Origin of the sequence: Streptomyces sp. NPDC006872, assembly GCF_040635845.1 — a bacterium.
Taxonomy (GTDB): Bacteria; Actinomycetota; Actinomycetes; order Streptomycetales; family Streptomycetaceae; genus Streptomyces.
Map to the genome: position 1 here is coordinate 35,962 of NZ_JBEYIL010000017.1, position 16,503 is coordinate 52,464.

Annotated in this window: 13 protein-coding genes; 5 read left to right on the top strand and 8 right to left on the bottom strand. The window is 71.0% G+C overall.

What is annotated here, in order from left to right; genetic code table 11:
• Positions 1-15 precede the first annotated feature (15 nt).
• Complete coding sequence (locus ABZ725_RS38580) at positions 16-627, bottom strand: TetR/AcrR family transcriptional regulator (RefSeq protein ID WP_351910931.1); 612 nt, start codon at positions 625-627, stop codon at positions 16-18.
• A 22-nt stretch (positions 628-649) separates the two neighbouring features.
• On the bottom strand, positions 650-1,459 hold the full coding sequence (locus tag ABZ725_RS38585; RefSeq protein WP_358807070.1) for an SDR family oxidoreductase: 810 nt from the start codon (positions 1,457-1,459) through the stop codon (positions 650-652).
• 71 nt (positions 1,460-1,530) lie between these two features.
• On the opposite strand from ABZ725_RS38585, the gene ABZ725_RS38590 reads away from it, so the two are divergent.
• Together ABZ725_RS38590 and ABZ725_RS38595 are read left to right on the top strand one after the other, a co-directional pair.
• On the top strand, positions 1,531-2,670 hold the full coding sequence (locus ABZ725_RS38590; RefSeq protein ID WP_358807071.1) for an acyl-CoA dehydrogenase family protein: 1,140 nt from the start codon (positions 1,531-1,533) through the stop codon (positions 2,668-2,670).
• The gene (locus ABZ725_RS38595) at positions 2,670-3,620 is read left to right on the top strand and encodes an acyl-CoA dehydrogenase family protein (RefSeq protein WP_358807072.1); all 951 of its coding nucleotides are present in this window, start codon (positions 2,670-2,672) and stop codon (positions 3,618-3,620) included. Before ABZ725_RS38590 ends, ABZ725_RS38595 begins: the two co-directional genes overlap by 1 nt.
• A 47-nt stretch (positions 3,621-3,667) precedes the next feature.
• On the opposite strand, the gene ABZ725_RS38600 is transcribed toward ABZ725_RS38595, so the two are convergent.
• Positions 3,668-4,159, bottom strand: coding sequence for an FBP domain-containing protein (locus tag ABZ725_RS38600; RefSeq protein WP_358807073.1), 492 nt, complete (start codon positions 4,157-4,159; stop codon positions 3,668-3,670).
• 104 nt (positions 4,160-4,263) lie between these two features.
• Here ABZ725_RS38600 and ABZ725_RS38605 point away from each other — a divergent pair, with 104 nt between their 5' ends.
• The gene (locus ABZ725_RS38605) at positions 4,264-4,833 is read left to right on the top strand and encodes a WHG domain-containing protein (RefSeq protein WP_358807074.1); all 570 of its coding nucleotides are present in this window, start codon (positions 4,264-4,266) and stop codon (positions 4,831-4,833) included.
• Positions 4,830-6,044 carry a GDSL-type esterase/lipase family protein gene (locus ABZ725_RS38610; RefSeq protein ID WP_358807075.1) on the top strand — a complete coding sequence of 405 codons (1,215 nt, stop codon included), beginning with the start codon at positions 4,830-4,832 and terminating at the stop codon, positions 6,042-6,044. The genes ABZ725_RS38605 and ABZ725_RS38610 overlap by 4 nt, the downstream gene beginning before the upstream one ends.
• Here ABZ725_RS38610 and ABZ725_RS38615 read toward each other — a convergent pair.
• From ABZ725_RS38615 to ABZ725_RS38625, 3 genes are all read right to left on the bottom strand, one after another.
• The gene (locus ABZ725_RS38615) at positions 6,004-7,680 is read right to left on the bottom strand and encodes a cytochrome bc complex cytochrome b subunit (protein ID WP_358807076.1); all 1,677 of its coding nucleotides are present in this window, start codon (positions 7,678-7,680) and stop codon (positions 6,004-6,006) included. The genes ABZ725_RS38610 and ABZ725_RS38615 overlap by 41 nt on opposite strands.
• Positions 7,681-7,764: 84 nt before the next feature.
• On the bottom strand, positions 7,765-8,328 hold the full coding sequence (locus tag ABZ725_RS38620) for a HutD family protein (RefSeq protein ID WP_358807077.1): 564 nt from the start codon (positions 8,326-8,328) through the stop codon (positions 7,765-7,767).
• A complete protein-coding gene (locus ABZ725_RS38625) occupies positions 8,325-9,044 on the bottom strand; it encodes a VWA domain-containing protein (protein WP_358807078.1) in 720 nt (239 codons plus the stop codon). The genes ABZ725_RS38620 and ABZ725_RS38625 overlap by 4 nt, the downstream gene beginning before the upstream one ends.
• 173 nt (positions 9,045-9,217) lie before the next feature.
• Here ABZ725_RS38625 and ABZ725_RS38630 point away from each other — a divergent pair, with 173 nt between their 5' ends.
• Complete coding sequence (locus ABZ725_RS38630; protein WP_358807079.1) at positions 9,218-10,048, top strand: chitosanase; 831 nt, start codon at positions 9,218-9,220, stop codon at positions 10,046-10,048.
• Positions 10,049-10,194: 146 nt separating this feature from the next.
• On the opposite strand, the gene ABZ725_RS38635 is transcribed toward ABZ725_RS38630, so the two are convergent.
• Together ABZ725_RS38635 and gltB are read right to left on the bottom strand one after the other, a co-directional pair.
• A complete protein-coding gene (locus ABZ725_RS38635) occupies positions 10,195-11,655 on the bottom strand; it encodes a glutamate synthase subunit beta (protein ID WP_358807080.1) in 1,461 nt (486 codons plus the stop codon).
• A complete protein-coding gene (gltB, locus tag ABZ725_RS38640) occupies positions 11,648-16,246 on the bottom strand; it encodes a glutamate synthase large subunit (RefSeq protein ID WP_358807081.1) in 4,599 nt (1,532 codons plus the stop codon). The genes ABZ725_RS38635 and gltB overlap by 8 nt, the downstream gene beginning before the upstream one ends.
• Between the last annotated feature and the right edge of the window lie 257 nt (positions 16,247-16,503).

Consider the following 16,503-nt stretch of genomic DNA (forward strand, 5'->3'; position numbering starts at 1 on the left):
CCGGTGAACAGTGGGTTATGTGCGTACGGCGATCCCGTCCAGCACCATCGACAGGTACTGCCGGGCGATCTCCTCCGGGCTGTGCTGTCCGCCGGGCCGGTACCAGGAGGCGGCGACCCACACGGTGTCGCGGACGAACCGGTAGGTGAGGCGGACGTCGAGGTCGGCCCGGAAGACCTGCTCCTCGACCCCGCGCTCCAGCGTGGACAGCCACGCCTTCTCGAACCTTCGCTGCGAGTCGGCGAGGAACGCGAACCGTTCCTGCGCGACCAGTTGCTTGCTCTCCTTCTGGTAGATCGCGACGGCGGCGCGGTGCCGGTCGATCTCCCGGAACGACTCGGTGACCAGCGCCTCCAGCGTCTCGCGGGGGCCGCTCCCGGCGTCCAGGACGGTGTCGTAGCCGTCCCAGAGTTCGTCGAGGAAGGTGCGCAGGATCTCCTCCAGCATCGATTCCTTGGAGTCGAAGTGGTAGTAGAGGCTGCCCGCGAGCATGCCCGCGTGGTCGGCGATCTTGCGCACGGTGGTGGCGTTGTAGCCCTGCTCGGCGAATACCTCGGCGGCGGTGTTCAACAGCTCGCCGCGTCGGGCCGGCGCGGCGGTCACCTGGGGCTTCTTCTTGGTCGGCACGCGTCCATTGTCGTCTGTCGCCCTACGCGTGCTGGCTGCTGACGGAGACGACCTCGCCGGTCATGTACGAGGAGTAGCCCGATGCCAGGAACACGATCACGTTGGCCACCTCCCAGGGCTCGGCGTATCTGCCGAAGGCCTCGCGCGCGGTCAGCTCCGCCAGCAGTTCGGGGGTGGTGACCTTGACCAGGTGCGGGTGCATGGCGAGGCTCGGCGAGACGGCGTTGACCCGTACCCCGTACTCGGCCGCCTCCACGGCCGCGCACCGGGTCAGCGCCATCACGCCCGCCTTCGCGGCGGCGTAGTGCGCCTGTCCGGCCTGGGCGCGCCAGCCGACGACGGAGGCGTTGTTGACGATGACGCCTCCCGCGCCGGTCTCCCGCATCAGCCGCAGGGCGGCTCTGGTGCAGCGGAAGGTTCCGTTCAGTGTGACGTCCAGGACGCGCGACCACTGCTCGTCGCTCATGTCCACGAGCGGTGAAGTCCCGCCGAGGCCCGCGTTGTTGACGACGATGTCCAGCCGCCCGTGCGAGGTGACGGCCGTGTCGAACAGCGCCTGCACCTGGCTCTCGTCGGTGACGTCACAGGGCAGCGCCGCCACGGCGGCCGCGCCGAACTCCTCGGCCAGTTCGGCCTCGTGGGCCTTGAGCCGCCGGGTGTGGGCGTCGCTGATCAGCACGCGCGCGCCCTCTTCCAGGAAGCGGCGCGCGATCGCTCCGCCGATGCCCGCGCCGGCCGCCGCGGTGACGACGGCGGTGCGGCCCTTCAGCAGCCCGTGTCCGGGCACGTATGCCGGACTCTGCGGACTGCCCGGACTCTCGACGCCTGTCATGGCCCCACGCTAACCTACCAAACACTTGTTAGGGAAGAAGCGGCAGAAGAAGAACGGGAGGGACGGGTCGTATGGATCTCGCCGTCACGCAGGGGGACGACGCCTTCCGCGTCGAGGCCCGCGCCTGGCTCGCCGCACATGTGCCGCGCACCCCCCTGCCGTCCCTGGAGACGGCGGAGGGCTTCGCCGCGCACCGCGCGTGGGAGGCCGAACTGGCCGCGGACCGCTGGTCGGCGGTGAACTGGCCGACGCAGTACGGCGGCCGGGACTCGGGGCTGATGCGGTGGCTGCTCTTCGAGGAGGAGTACTGGGCGGCGGGCGCGCCCGGACGCGTGAACCAGAACGGGATCAGCCTCCTCGCGCCCACCCTCCTCGACCACGGCACGCGGGAGCAACGCGCGCGCGTGCTGCCGCCGATGGCGACCGGCGAGGTGGTCTGGGCGCAGGCCTGGTCGGAGCCGGAGGCGGGATCCGACCTGGCCGCGCTCGGATCGAGAGCCGTACGCGCGGACGGCGGCTGGCTGCTGACCGGCCAGAAGACCTGGTCCTCCCGCGCGGCCTTCGCCGACCGCGCCTTCGGCCTGTTCCGCAGCGATCCACAGGCCCCGAGGCCCCATCAGGGGCTGACCTACGTCATGTTCGACCTGCGCGCCCCGGGCGTCACGGTCCGCCCGATCGGCCGGCTGGACGGGAAGCCGGCGTTCGCCGAGCTGTTCCTGGACGGAGTGTTCGTGCCGGACGAGGACGTGATCGGGGAGCCCGGCGCGGGCTGGCGGATCGCGATGTCCACGGCGGCCAACGAACGCGGCCTCACCCTGCGCTCCCCCGGCCGCTTCCTCGCCGCCGCCGACCGGCTGCACGCCCTCTGGCAGGCGCAGGGCAGCCCCGCCGCCGCGGCGGACCGGGTCGCCGACGCGCTCATCGGCGCGCGCGCCTACCAGCTGTTCACGCACGCGGCGGCGTCCCGCTTCCTGGCGGGCGAGCGGCTCGGCCCGGAGTCGAGCCTGAACAAGGTCTTCTGGTCGGAGTTCGACATCGCGCTGCACGAGACGGCACTCGATCTCCTCGGCTCGGAGGGCGAGCCGGGCGACACCGACTGGGCGCAGGGTTACGTGTTCGCCCTCGCCGGGCCGATCTACGCGGGGACGAACGAGATCCAGCGCGACATCGTCGCCGAGCGCCTGCTCGGCCTGCCGAAGGGACGCCGCTGATGCGTTTTCTCCTCGACACCGAGCAACGGGCCTTCGCGGACTCCCTGAACGCCCTGCTGACGGCCGCCGACACGCCGGGGGTGGTCCGGGAGTGGAGCCGGGGCGAGCACGCGCGCGGGCGCGCCCTGTGGTCCCGGATCGCCGAGGCCGGAGTGTTCGCGCTGGCGGTGCCGGAGGCGTACGAGGGTCTCGGGCCGCGGCCGGTGGAACTGGCCGTGGCCTTCGTCGAGCTGGGGCGGCACGCGGTGCCGGGGCCGCTGGCGGAGACGGTGACGGCGGCGGCCCTGATCCGGGAGGCGGGCCCGGCGAAACGGCTGCTGCCCGCGCTGGCCTCGGGCGAGTCGATGGCGACGGTGGCGTACGAGGGGTCGTACGCGCCGGACGGCGACGCGGCGGACGTACGGCTGTCGCTCGCTCCCGACGGTCTGCGCCTCGCCCCCGGTCACGACGCCGTACGGCCTTCCCTGGACCCGGCGCGGCGGCTCACCCGCCTCACGCCGGGCGGGGAACTCCTCGCCGTCGGCCCGCCCGTGCCGCAGGCTCTGCTCTGGGCTCGGCTGGCGACCGCCGCGCAGGCCCTCGGCGTCGGACTGGCGCTGCTCGACCGGACGGTGGCGTACGTCGGGCAGCGCACGCAGTTCGGGGTGCCGGTCGGCTCGTTCCAGGCCGTGAAGCACCGGCTGGCCGATGCGAAGATCGCGTTGGAGTTCGCCCGGCCGCTGGTCCTGGGCGCCGCCGTGACGATGACCCCGGCGGACGTGGCGGCGGCGAAGGCGAGCGCCTGCGAGGCGGCGTACCGGGCCGCCCGTGCCGCGCTCCAGCTGCACGGCGCGATCGGCTACACGGCGGAGTACGACCTGTCGCTGTGGCTGACCAAGGCCCGCGCCCTGCGCACGGCGTGGGGCACACCGGCGCAGTGCAGAGCCGACGTGCTCGCCGCCCGCCCATGACGGTCAGCCCGTCGGCCGGTCGGTCGGGCGGGCGGGCGGCCACACGGTCAGGCGGTCACCTTGGCGATGAAGGCGGCGAGGTTGGCCACGGTCCGTGCGATCTTCTCCTCCAGCGTGATCGTCTCGTGCAGCCGCGCGCCGATGCCCGCGTCCCGCCTGCCCCGCACGTACAGCGAGCAGGCGAGGTCGCTGCAGATGTAGGCCCCCACCGAGTTGCCCTGCTGGCCGGCCCGCCCGGCCTTCGGCGCGACCAGCAGCGAGACGCCGCCGGAGTGGGTGGTCAGACACATCGTGCACATGCTGCGCCGGGACTGCCCGACCGCGCCCGGCGAGGCCCGTAGGGCGAGCGCTTTCAGGTCGCCGTCCAGCTCGGCCACGAGGTAGGCGCGGTCGGGGGCCTGGGGGTCGCGCCAGCCGAGGTAGTCCAGGTCGTCCCACGGGCTCTCGGCCAGGTCGCGCGGCACGGACAGGCGCTTGGCCTCGCCTTTCGTGCAGTTCACGAACGCGGCGCGGATCTCTTGCTCGGTCAGCGGCTTCATAAAGTCGAGGCTAATTTGCCTAAAGGTTTTAGGCAAATGCATAATGACTTCAGGCTGATGAGGGATGCCGAAGGATGAGGAAGGCTGATGAAGGGACGACGACCATGGGGCGCGTAGGGCTGAGCACGGAACGCCTGGTCCGGGCGGGAGCGGAGCTGGCCGACGAGGTCGGCTTCGACGAGGTGACCGTCTCGGCGCTCGCCAGGCGGTTCGACGTCAAGGTCGCCAGCCTGTACTCGCATGTGAAGAACTCCGACGACCTCAGGACCCGGATCGCCCTGCTCGCCCTGGAGGAGCTCGCCGACCGGGCCTCCGACGCACTGGCCGGACGGGCCGGCAAGGACGCCCTGACCGCGCTGGCGAACGTCTACCGCGACTACGCCCACGAGCACCCCGGCCGCTACACCGCCGCGCAGCTCAGACTCGACCCGGAGACGGCCGCCGCGAGCGCGGGCGTGCGGCACGCGCAGATGACCCGGGCGATCCTGCGCGGCTACGACCTCACGGAACCGGACCGCACGCACGCGGTCCGTCTGCTCGGAAGCGTCTTCCACGGGTACGTCGGCCTGGAGCTGGGCGGCGGCTTCAGCCACAGCGCCCCCGACACGGACGAGACCTGGACCCGGGTCCTGGACGCCCTGGACGCCCTGCTGCGCAACTGGCCCGCGGCATGAGCCACGCGAGCCGCGCGAACCGTGCGGCAGAGCCCGAGTGGATCACCACACCCGTCACCGCCGATCTGCTGCGCGGCGCGCTCGACGTGGAGCGCACCGAGCACGGCGTGCTGCCGCACCGGCTGCCCGCACGCGCGCGTGCCCAGTGCGCCGACCCGCAGCTCGCGATGGCCGAGTCCCAGCCGTCGGGCGTGCGGCTGGTCTTCCGCAGCGCCGCCACCGCCGTCGAGCTGACGGCCCTGCCCACCCGGCGGGTCTATGTGGGCGCGCCGCCCAGGCCGGACGGCGTGTACGAGCTGCTCGTCGACGGACGTCCGGCCGGGCAGGCGAGCGTGACGGGCGGCGGCCGCACGGTGACCGTCGACATGACCGCCGGCACGGGCGAGTTCCGGACCGGAGAGCCCGGCACGGTCCGCTTCGCCGAACTGTCCGAGGGCGTCAAGGACATCGAGATCTGGCTGCCGCACAACGAGACCACCGAACTCCTCGCCCTGCGCACCGACGCCCCCGTCGAACCCGCCCCGCCCAGCGGCCGCCCGGTCTGGCTGCATCACGGCAGCTCGATCAGCCACGGCTCGGACGCCGTGCTCCCCACGGCCATCTGGCCCGCGCTCGCCGCGTCCCTCGGCGGAGTGGAGCTCATCAACCTGGGTCTGGGCGGCAGCGCCCTGCTCGACCCGTTCACCGCCCGCACGCTGCGGGACACCCCGGCCGATCTGATCAGCGTCAAGCTCGGCATCAACCTCGTCAACACCGATCTGATGCGGCTGCGCGCGTTCGGGCCGGCCGTCCACGGCTTCCTCGACACCGTCCGCGAGGGCCATCCGACCGCGCCCCTGCTGGTCGTCTCGCCGATCCTGTGCCCGATGCACGAGGAGACGCCCGGCCCGACCGCCCTCGACTTCACCGCCGTCGCCGAAGGCCGGCTGTGGTTCCAGCCCATGGGCGACCGGGCCGAGGTCGCGCACGGAAAGCTGAACCTGCGCGTCATCCGCGCCGAACTGGCCCGGATCGTGGACCGGCGCGCGGCCGACGACCCGAACCTGCACTACGTCGACGGCCGCGACCTCTACGGCGAGGCCGACGCCGCCGAGCTCCCGCTCCCCGACGGCCTCCACCCGGACGCGGCCACCCACCGGCTGATCGGCGAGCGCTTCGCGGAACGGGTCCTCAGTGCCCATGTCCTCCGGAATGCCCGGATCCGCCGGTGAGTTCGCGGTACTCCTCCGGCGTCGGCTTGGGGACGTGCGTGTCCTGACCGAACATGGCCCGCGCCAGCCGCGCCCGCACCCGCTGGGCGGCGGTGACCGGCCGTCGCACGCCGTTGTGGTCGACGAGCGGGCCGATGGCGTACGGCTGCTCCTGCTCGTGCTGGGTGAGGGTGAACAGCTGGGCCTGGTCCAGGGGCTCGTGGACCTCGACGTACTCGCCGTGCGGAAGGCGCTTGATGGTGCCCGTCTCGCGGCCGTGCAGGACCTTGTCCCGGTCCCCGAGCTGCAGTCCCAGACAGATCCGCTTGGTCACCATGAAGGCGAGGACGGGGGCGACGAACACGGCGACCCGTACGAACCAGGTGATCGCGTTGATGGACAGATGCAGATGCGTGGCCACGATGTCGTTGCCGCCGCCGACGAGCAGCACCCCGTACAGGACGAGCCAGGCCACGCCGAGGCCGGTGCGCACGGGCGCGTTGCGCGGCCGGTCGAGGATGTGGTGTTCCCGCTTGTCGCCGGTGATCCAGGCCTCGATGAACGGGTACAGGCCGATGGCGAGCAGGATCAGCGGGAAGAGCGAGAACGGGATGAGGACGCCCAGTGCCAGGGTGTGGCCCCAGGCGTTGATCTCCCATCCCGGCATCACCCGGATCAGCCCCTCGGAGAAGCCGAGGTACCAGTCGGGTTGTGCGCCGGTGGTGACCAGGTCCGGCCGGTAGGGCCCGAACGCCCACACGGGGTTGATGCTGGCGATGCCGCCCATCACCGCCAGCACGCCGAAGACCAGGAAGAAGAACCCGCCCGCCTTGGCCATGTAGACCGGCATGAAGGGCATGCCGACCACGCTCTTCTGGTCGCGTCCGGGCCCGGGGTACTGGGTGTGCTTGTGGAAGAACACCAGGATGAGGTGGGCGACGACGAGCCCCAGCATGATCCCCGGCAGCAGCAGCACATGGATCGGGAAGAACCGCGCGATGATGTCGTGCCCCGGGAACTCCCCGCCGAAGAGGAAGAACGAGATGTACGTCCCGACGATCGGGATGGACAGGATCGCGCCGTCGGCGAACCGGACGCCGGTGCCGGAGAGCAGGTCGTCGGGGAGCGAGTAGCCGGTCAGACCGGTGAGGATGCCGAGGAACAGCAGGGTCCAGCCGAACAGCCAGTTGACCTCGCGCGGCTTGCGGAACGCGCCGGTGAAGAACACCCGCATCATGTGCACGAGCATGCCGGTGACGAAGACCAGCGCCGCCCAGTGGTGGATCTGCCGGATCAGCAGCCCACCGCGCACGTCGAAGCTGATGTGCAGCGTCGACTCGTACGCCCTGGTCATCGTGATGCCCTGGAGCGGGACGTACGAGCCGTCGTAAACGACCTCGGCGCTGCTCGCCTCGAAGAACAGGGTGAGGTAGACGCCGGTGAGGATCAGGATCAGGAAGCTGTAGAGGCAGATCTCGCCCAGCATGAAGGACCAGTGGTCCGGGAACACCTTGCGCAGGTTGGCCTTGGCCACCGTGTACAGCCCCAGCCGGCTGTCCGCCCAGTCGGCGACCTTCTCACCCTTGCCGGGCTCGCCTCGCCGTCTCGAACTCCCGCCGTCCGCAGCGTAGTTCACCGCTTGCGCGCCGTCGCTCATACCTCGTCGCCCTCCCCGTCGGATCATCCTCAGGGTGGCACGGCGGCGCGGCTGAGCCAACGGTGCGGACGACGGAGATCGCCGTTATGGCCTAAGGCCGACGACCGCAGTCCGTCCGTGCGCGTGCAGCAGCCCGTTCTCCCCGCTCAGCAGGACGGCGTCATGGCGGCCGAGCCGCACTCCGCCACCGCCCCCGGCCGCCTCCACGTCGACGTCCGCGTCCGCTTCGAGGGCGACGATCAGGGCATGCGCCGCCCGCAGGGCGAGCCGACCGCGGACGACCGCGACGGTCGGGGCCGCCGCTCCCCTGCGCCACATCACGTTGAGGTTGACGACGGGCCCGTCGAGCAGCCGGCAGTCGGTGGGCACGTCGCCGGGGAAGTCCTGGGGCACGTACCGGGTGTCCACGAGCCGTCGCCGCCCGCCCAGGGTCAGGTCCATGCCCGCGCCCTCGACCAGGGTGAGGGTCCGTTCCACCTCGGGGAACGCGGAGAACGGCCCGTCCGCCGCGACCTCGGCGAGGCTGACGCGCCAGGCGAAGTCGGCCATGCCGGCCCCCGACAGGGAGGCGGCGAGCTCACGGGTCACCCCGCCGCCGTTCTTCCAGGCCACGGCCGCGCGGTCGGCGGCGGGCAGCAGGACGCTCATCGGGTGATCCCCTGTGCCCGGGCCGCCACCAGCCACTTCGGGAACTCCCCCACCAACCGGTCGTACAGTTCCGCGTCCGGCATCTTCGCCGGTTCCGGTCCGGCGTGGAAGAAGCCGGCGTTGTCGACCGCCCGCTTCGTCGGCACGGGCAGTTCGTCGAGTCTGCGCAGGAAGTCGAACTGTTTGCTGCCCCGGTCGCCGAAGCCGACGAACTGCCAGAACAGCGGCAGTTTCGACGCCTTGCAGAGGTAGCGTTCCGCGGCGAGCTTGTTGATGGGGCCGCCGTCGGTCTGGAAGACGACGAGCGCGGGCTGTCGCGACCCGCTGTCGAGGTAGTGGTCGATGACGGCGTCCATGGCGAGGTGGTAGCTGGTCTTGCCCATGTGTCCGAGCCCGGCCACGATGCGGTCCACCCGGCCCTGATGGTCGGCGAGGGCGATGTCGGTGACGGCGTCGACGTCGGTGGAGAAGAAGACGACCGGCACCCGGCCGTCGTCGTCGAGATGCGCGGACAGCCCCAGCACCCGGTCGGCGAGCGCCTGGACACTGCCGTCCTGGTAGAACGGCTTCATCGACCCCGAGTAGTCGACGACGAGATAGACGGCGGCCCGCTGCCCGTCCAGGCCGTGCCTGGTGAGAGAAACCCCGGCGCTCTTGTACAAGTCGACCAGCGCGGGTGCGGTCTCCTGGACCTTGGTGAGACTGATCGCGACCATGGCCGACAGCCTCCCACACCCGCCGGCGCCCGCCTTTCGCTCGCCCGCCCGTTCGACCCTTCGCCCGCCTGTTCACCCGCCTCTTCACCCGCGCGTTCGCCCATTTGTTCGTTCATCAGCTAATTAGGATGGAATGACAAGGAACACGACATTCCGGCCTTAGGGTGTGCGGCATGAAACGTGCCGCCGTCCTGGTCTGCGCCGTCGTCGCCTCGACGGCGTGTCTGTTCACTCCCGCCCAGCCCGCCCAGCCGACCACCGGCGTCCCGGCGACGAGCGAGGTGCGGGCCACCCCGCCGGGCCTCGCCGCCCCGCCGCAGAAGGAACTGGCCCAGCAGATCGTGGCCAGCGCCGAGAACGCGACCCTGAACTGGCGCAGCGCGTACGCCTACATCGAGGACATCGGCGACGGACAGGGGTACACGGCGGGCCTGATCGGCTTCTGCACCGGCACCCACGATCTGCTCACCCTGGTCGAGCGCTACACCCTCGACCACCCGGGCAACGCCCTCGCCCGCTATCTGCCCGCGCTGCGCCGGGTCGACGGCACCGACTCGCACGCGGGTCTGGATCCGGGTTTCCCGGCCGCCTGGCGGACGGAGTCGGCCGTGCCCGCGTTCCGGGCCGCCCAGGACAAGGAGCGCGACCGCGTCTACTTCAACCCGGCGGTCACCAAGGGCCGGTCCGACGGCCTGGGCCCGCTGGGCCAGTTCGTCTACTACGACGCCCTGGTCTTCCACGGCCCCGGCGGCGGCCGGACCAGTTTCGACGGCATCCGCGCGCGGGCGATGCAGGAGGCCCGCACCCCCGCCCAGGGCGGCGACGAGGCCGCCTACCTCGGCGCCTTCCTCGACGCCCGCCGCCGCGCCATGCTGACCCGGCACCCCGGCATCGACACCTCCCGCATCGACACGACCCAGCGCCGCTTCCTGAACGAGGGGAACCTGGAGCTGCAGCCGCCGCTGCAGTGGCAGATGTACGGGGAGACGTACCGGGTGCCGTAGCCGGTGAACTCACGTGCGCGGACATGCGACGGCGCCTGCCCGGTCGTCCGGTCGGGGACTGTTGGGCAGGCGTCGTCAATGTTCCGCACGCCTTTGTGCGGGACGTATGGGGGCCCTTGCGGAGCGGGCCGTCGGACCAAGGGCCGTCAGACCATCAGCGAGCGGTCCGTGGGGCGGATCGGGGCCGGCAGCTCGCTGGCTCCGGTGAGGAACCGGTCGACGCCACGGGCGGCCGAGCGGCCCTCGGCGATCGCCCACACGATGAGCGACTGACCGCGGCCCGCGTCACCGGCGACGTACACGCCGGGGACGTTGGTCTGGAAGTCGGCGTCGCGGGCGATGTTGCCGCGCTCGTCGAGCTCCAGGCCGAACTGCTCCACCACGCCGTTCTCCCGGTCGGTGCCGGTGAAGCCCATCGCGAGGGTGACCAGCTGGGCGGGGATCTTGCGCTCCGTGCCCGGCTTCGAGGTCAGCTTGCCGTCGACGAACTCCACCTCGCTGAGGTGCAGCCACTGGACGTTGCCGTCCTCGTCGCCCTCGAAGTGGGTCGTCGAGACGGAGTAGACCCGCTCGCCGCCCTCCTCGTGGGCCGAGGTGACCTTGTAGAGCATCGGGAACGTCGGCCACGGCTGGTGCGGCGCGCGGTCCTCGCCCGGCTGGGGCATGATCTCCAGCTGGGTGACCGAGGCCGCGCCCTGGCGGTGGGCGGTGCCCACGCAGTCCGCGCCGGTGTCGCCGCCGCCGATGACCACGACGTGCTTGCCCTCGGCCGAGATCGGGGGCGCCACGAAGTCGCCCTCCTGGACCTTGTTGGCCAGCGGCAGGTACTCCATGGCCTGGTGGACGCCCTTGAGCTCACGGCCGGGGACCGGCAGATCACGGGCGGTCGTGGCGCCGGCCGCGATGACGATCGCGTCGTAGCGCTTCTTCAGGTCGGTCGCCTTGAGGTCGCGGCCGATCTCGATGCCGGTACGGAAGCGGGTGCCCTCCGCGCGCATCTGCTCGATACGGCGGTTGATGTGCCGCTTCTCCATCTTGAACTCGGGGATGCCGTACCGGAGGAGGCCTCCGATGCGGTCCGCGCGCTCGTAGACGGCGACGGTGTGGCCGGCCCGGGTCAGCTGCTGGGCGGCGGCGAGACCCGCCGGGCCCGAGCCGATGACCGCGACGGTCTTGCCGGACAGCCGCTCGGGCGCCTGCGGGGCGACGTCACCGGTCTCCCACGCCTTGTCGATGATCGAGACCTCGACGTTCTTGATGGTGACGGCCGGCTGGTTGATGCCGAGCACACACGCCGACTCGCAGGGCGCCGGGCACAGACGGCCGGTGAACTCCGGGAAGTTGTTCGTGGCGTGCAGCCGCTCGGACGCGTTCTGCCAGTCCTCGCGGTAGGCGTAGTCGTTCCACTCGGGGATCAGGTTCCCCAGCGGACAGCCGTTGTGGCAGAACGGGATGCCGCAGTCCATGCACCGGCCGGCCTGCTTGCTGATGATCGGCAGCAGCGAGCCGGGGACGTAGACCTCGTTCCAGTCCTTCAGACGCACGTCGACGGGACGGGACTTGGCGACCTCACGGCCGTGGTTCAGGAAGCCCTTCGGGTCAGCCATTGGTCGCCGCCTCCATCATCTTCTCGGTGATCTCGGACTCGGAGAGTCCCGCTCGCTCGGCGGCGTCCTTGGCGGCGAGCACTGCCTTGTACGTGCTGGGGATGATCTTGCTGAAGCGCGCCATGGCCGTGTCCCAGTCCGCGAGCAGCTTCCCGGCGACCGTCGAGGCGGTCTCCTCGGCGTGCCGGCGCACCACGTCGTGCAGCCACTGCCGGTCGCTGTCGTCCAGGGCCTCGATCGCGCCGAGGTTGCCGACGTTGACGTTGTCGCGGTTCAGGTCGATCACGTAGGCGACGCCGCCCGACATGCCGGCCGCGAAGTTGCGGCCCGTCTCGCCGAGGACCACCGCGTGACCGCCGGTCATGTACTCGCAGCCGTGGTCGCCCACGCCCTCGGAGACGACCGTCGCGCCGGAGTTGCGGACGCAGAACCGCTCGCCGGTGCGGCCGCGCAGGAACAGCTCGCCGCCGGTCGCGCCGTAGGCGATGGTGTTGCCCGCGATCGTCGAGAACTCGGCGAGGTGGTCGGCGGCCCGGTCCGGGCGGACGACGACCCGGCCGCCGGAGAGGCCCTTGCCGACGTAGTCGTTGGCGTCGCCCTCCAGGCGCAGCGTGACGCCGCGCGGGAGGAAGGCGCCGAAGGACTGGCCGGCGGAGCCGGTGAAGGTGATGTCGATGGTGTCCTCGGGCAGGCCCGCACCGCCGAACTTCTTCGTCACCTCGTGGCCGAGCATGGTGCCGACCGTGCGGTTGATGTTGCGGACCTTGACCTGGGCGCGCACCGGCTGGGCGTCGGTCGCGGAGTCGGCGGCGAGGGCGTCGGCGGCGAGCTTGATGAGCTCGTTGTCGAGCGCCTTCTCCAGTCCGTGGTCCTGGGCGATGACCTGGTGCAGGGCGGCGCCCTCGGGCAGCGCGGGCACGTGGAAGAGCGGGGCCAGGTTGAGGCCCTGCGCCTTCCAGTGGTCGACGGCGCGCTCGACGTCGAGGACCTCGGCGTGGCCGACGGCCTCCTCGATCGAGCGGAAGCCCAGCTCGGCCAGCAGCTCGCGGACCTCCTCGGCGATGAACTTGAAGAAGTTCACGACGTACTCGGCCTTGCCGGCGAACCGGTCGCGCAGCACCGGGTTCTGGGTGGCGATGCCGACGGGGCAGGTGTCCAGGTGGCAGACGCGCATCATGACGCAGCCGGAGACGACGAGCGGCGCGGTCGCGAAACCGAACTCCTCGGCGCCGAGCAGCGCGGCGATGATCACGTCACGGCCGGTCTTGAGCTGGCCGTCGGTCTGCACGACGATGCGGTCGCGCAGGCCGTTGAGCAGCAGGGTCTGCTGGGTCTCGGCGAGGCCGAGCTCCCAGGGGCCGCCCGCGTGCTTCAGGGAGGTGAGCGGCGAGGCGCCGGTGCCGCCGTCGTGGCCGGAGATCAGCACGACGTCCGCGTGCGCCTTGGACACACCCGCGGCGACCGTGCCGACGCCGACCTCGGAGACCAGCTTCACGTGGATCCGCGCCTGCGGGTTCGCGTTCTTCAGGTCGTGGATCAGCTGGGCGAGGTCCTCGATGGAGTAGATGTCGTGGTGCGGCGGCGGGGAGATCAGACCGACGCCCGGGGTGGAGTGCCGGGTCTTGGCGACCCACGGGTAGACCTTGTGGCCGGGCAGCTGGCCGCCCTCGCCGGGCTTGGCGCCCTGGGCCATCTTGATCTGGATGTCGTCCGCGTTGACGAGGTACTCGCTCGTGACGCCGAAGCGGCCGGAGGCGACCTGCTTGATGCTGGAGCGGCGCGCCGGGTCGTACAGCCGGTCCGCGTCCTCGCCGCCCTCACCGGTGTTGGACTTGCCGCCCAGCTGGTTCATCGCGATGGCGAGCGTCTCGTGCGCTTCCTTCGAGATGGAGCCGTACGACATGGCGCCGGTGGAGAAGCGCTTGACGATCTCGGAGACCGGCTCGACCTCGTCGATGGAGATCGCTTCCCGGCCGCTGTTGAAGCCGAAGAGGCCGCGCAGCGTCATCAGCCGCTCGGACTGCTCGTTCACGCGGTCCGTGTACTTCTTGAAGATGTCGTAGCTGGCCGTGCGCGTCGAGTGCTGGAGGCGGAAGACCGTCTCCGGGTCGAACAGGTGCGGCTCGCCCTCGCGGCGCCACTGGTACTCGCCGCCTATCTCCAGGGCGCGGTGGGCCGGCGCGATGCCGCTGGCCGGGTAGGCCTTGGCGTGGCGGGCGGCGACCTCCTTGGCGATGACGTCGATGCCGACGCCGCCGATCTTGGTGGCCGTGCCGTTGAAGTACTTCTCGACGAAGGCGTCGTCGAGACCGACGGCCTCGAAGACCTGGGCGCCGCGGTAGGAGGCCACGGTGGAGATGCCCATCTTGGACATGACCTTCAGGACGCCCTTGCCGAGCGCGTAGATCAGGTTGCGGATCGCCTGCTCGGGCTCCATGCCGTTGAGGAAGGTGCCCGCGCGCAGCAGGTCCTCGACCGACTCCATGGCCAGGTACGGGTTGACGGCGGCGGCGCCGAAGCCGATCAGCAGGGCCACGTGGTGGACCTCGCGGACGTCGCCGGCCTCGACCAGGAGGCCCACCTCGGTGCGCTGCTTGGTGCGGATGAGGTGGTGGTGGACGGCCGCGGTGAGCAGCAGCGAGGGGATGGGCGCGTGCTCGGCGTCCGAGTGGCGGTCCGACAGGACGATGAGCCGGGCGCCGTTGTCGATGGCGGCGTCGGCCTCGGTGCAGATCTCCTCGATGCGGGCGGCGAGGGAGTCGCCGCCGCCGGAGACCCGGTACAGGCCGGAGAGCGTCGCGGCCTTGAAGCCGGGCATGTCGCCGTCGGCGTTGATGTGGATGAGCTTGGCGAGCTCGTCGTTGTCGATCACCGGGAACGGCAGGGTGACGGTCCGGCAGGACGCGGCGCTCGGCTCGAGCAGGTTGCCCTGCGGGCCGAGGGAGGAGCGCAGCGAGGTGACGAGCTCCTCGCGGATGGCGTCCAGCGGCGGGTTGGTGACCTGCGCGAACAGCTGGGTGAAGTAGTCGAAGAGCAGCCGGGGGCGCGCGGAGAGCGCGGCGATCGGCGAGTCGGTGCCCATGGAGCCGAGGGGCTCGCCGGCGGTCTTGGCCATCGGCGCGAGGATGATGCGCAGCTCTTCCTCGGTGTAGCCGAAGGTCTGCTGGCGGCGGGTGACCGAGGCGTGGGTGTGCACGATGTGCTCGCGCTCGGGCAGGTCGCCGAGTTCGATCTCGCCGGCCTCCAGCCACTCCGCGTAGGGCTTCTCGGCGGCGAGGCCGGCCTTGATCTCGTCGTCCTCGATGATGCGGTGCTCGGCGGTGTCGACGAGGAACATCTTGCCGGGCTGGAGGCGGCCCTTGCGGACGACCTTGGCGGGGTCGATGTCGAGGACGCCGACCTCGGAGCCGAGGACGACGAGGCCCTCGTCGGTGACCCAGTAGCGGCCGGGGCGCAGACCGTTGCGGTCGAGGACCGCGCCGACCTGGGTGCCGTCGGTGAAGGTGACGCAGGCCGGGCCGTCCCAGGGCTCCATCATCGTGGAGTGGAACTCGTAGAACGCGCGCCGGGCGGGGTCCATGGAGTCGTGGTTCTCCCACGCCTCCGGGATCATCATGAGCACGGAGTGCGGCAGCGAGCGGCCGCCGAGGTGGAGGAGCTCGAGCACCTCGTCGAAGGACGCCGAGTCGGAGGCGTCCGGCGTACACACCGGGAAGATCCGCTCGATGGACTTCTCGTCCGCTCCGAAGAGGTCGGAGACCAGCTGCGACTCGCGGGCGCGCATCCAGTTGCGGTTGCCCTTGACGGTGTTGATCTCACCGTTGTGCGCGACGAAGCGGTACGGGTGCGCGAGCGGCCACGACGGGAAGGTGTTCGTGGAGAAGCGCGAGTGGACGAGCGACACGGCCGAGGCGAAGCGGCGGTCGGACAGGTCCGGGAAGAAGGGCTCGAGCTGGCCGGTGGTCAGCATGCCCTTGTAGACGATCGTGCGCGCGGAGAGCGACGGGAAGTACACGCCGGCCTCGCGCTCGGCGCGCTTGCGCAGCACGAACGCCTTGCGGTCGAGGTCGATGCCCTGGCTGGCACGGTCCGTGACGAACACCTGTCGGAAGGCGGGCATCGTCGAGCGGGCGGTCGCGCCGAGCAGTTCGGGGGCGACGGGGACCTCGCGCCAGCCGAGGACGGTGAGGCCCTCGTCGGCGGCGATCGTCTCGATCTGTGAGACGGCCGTCTGCAGGCCGTCCTCCGGGAGGAAGGCGACGCCGACGGCGTAGTGACCGGCCTCGGGGAGCTCGAATTCGGTCACCGCGCGGAAGAACGCGTCCGGGACCTGGGTCAGGATGCCCGCGCCGTCGCCGGAGTCGGGCTCGGAGCCGGTGGCGCCGCGGTGTTCGAGGTTGCGCAGAACGGTGAGCGCCTGCTCGACCAGCGTGTGGCTCGCCTCGCCGGTGAGGTTGGCCACGAAGCCGACGCCGCAGGCGTCGTGCTCGTTGCGGGGGTCGTACATACCCTGCGCAGCAGGGCGAGCATCCATGAAGGACCAGTTCTGGCCATTCGCGGAATGCTGGGACGGCTGGCGCGGCGTACGCATCGGCTCTCCCGTCGTCGTCTCAAGTGGCTGTGGATTCCTCCCAGGCCCTTGGGGCTCTGGGGGAGCTGCTTGCGAAGGGACGACGTTGGCCCTCTGCGAGTGCAAAATTTCACGCAGGTTACATGATGGAGCGGTTCTCGGGAACCGGATACTCCGTTCCAGCATGCGGACGCCACGGGCGCAGACAGGGGTGTCGCGCACATGGCTGAAAGTATGTGGGGACCGAACGGGACGAGATCGATCAGATCGGCGTCTTC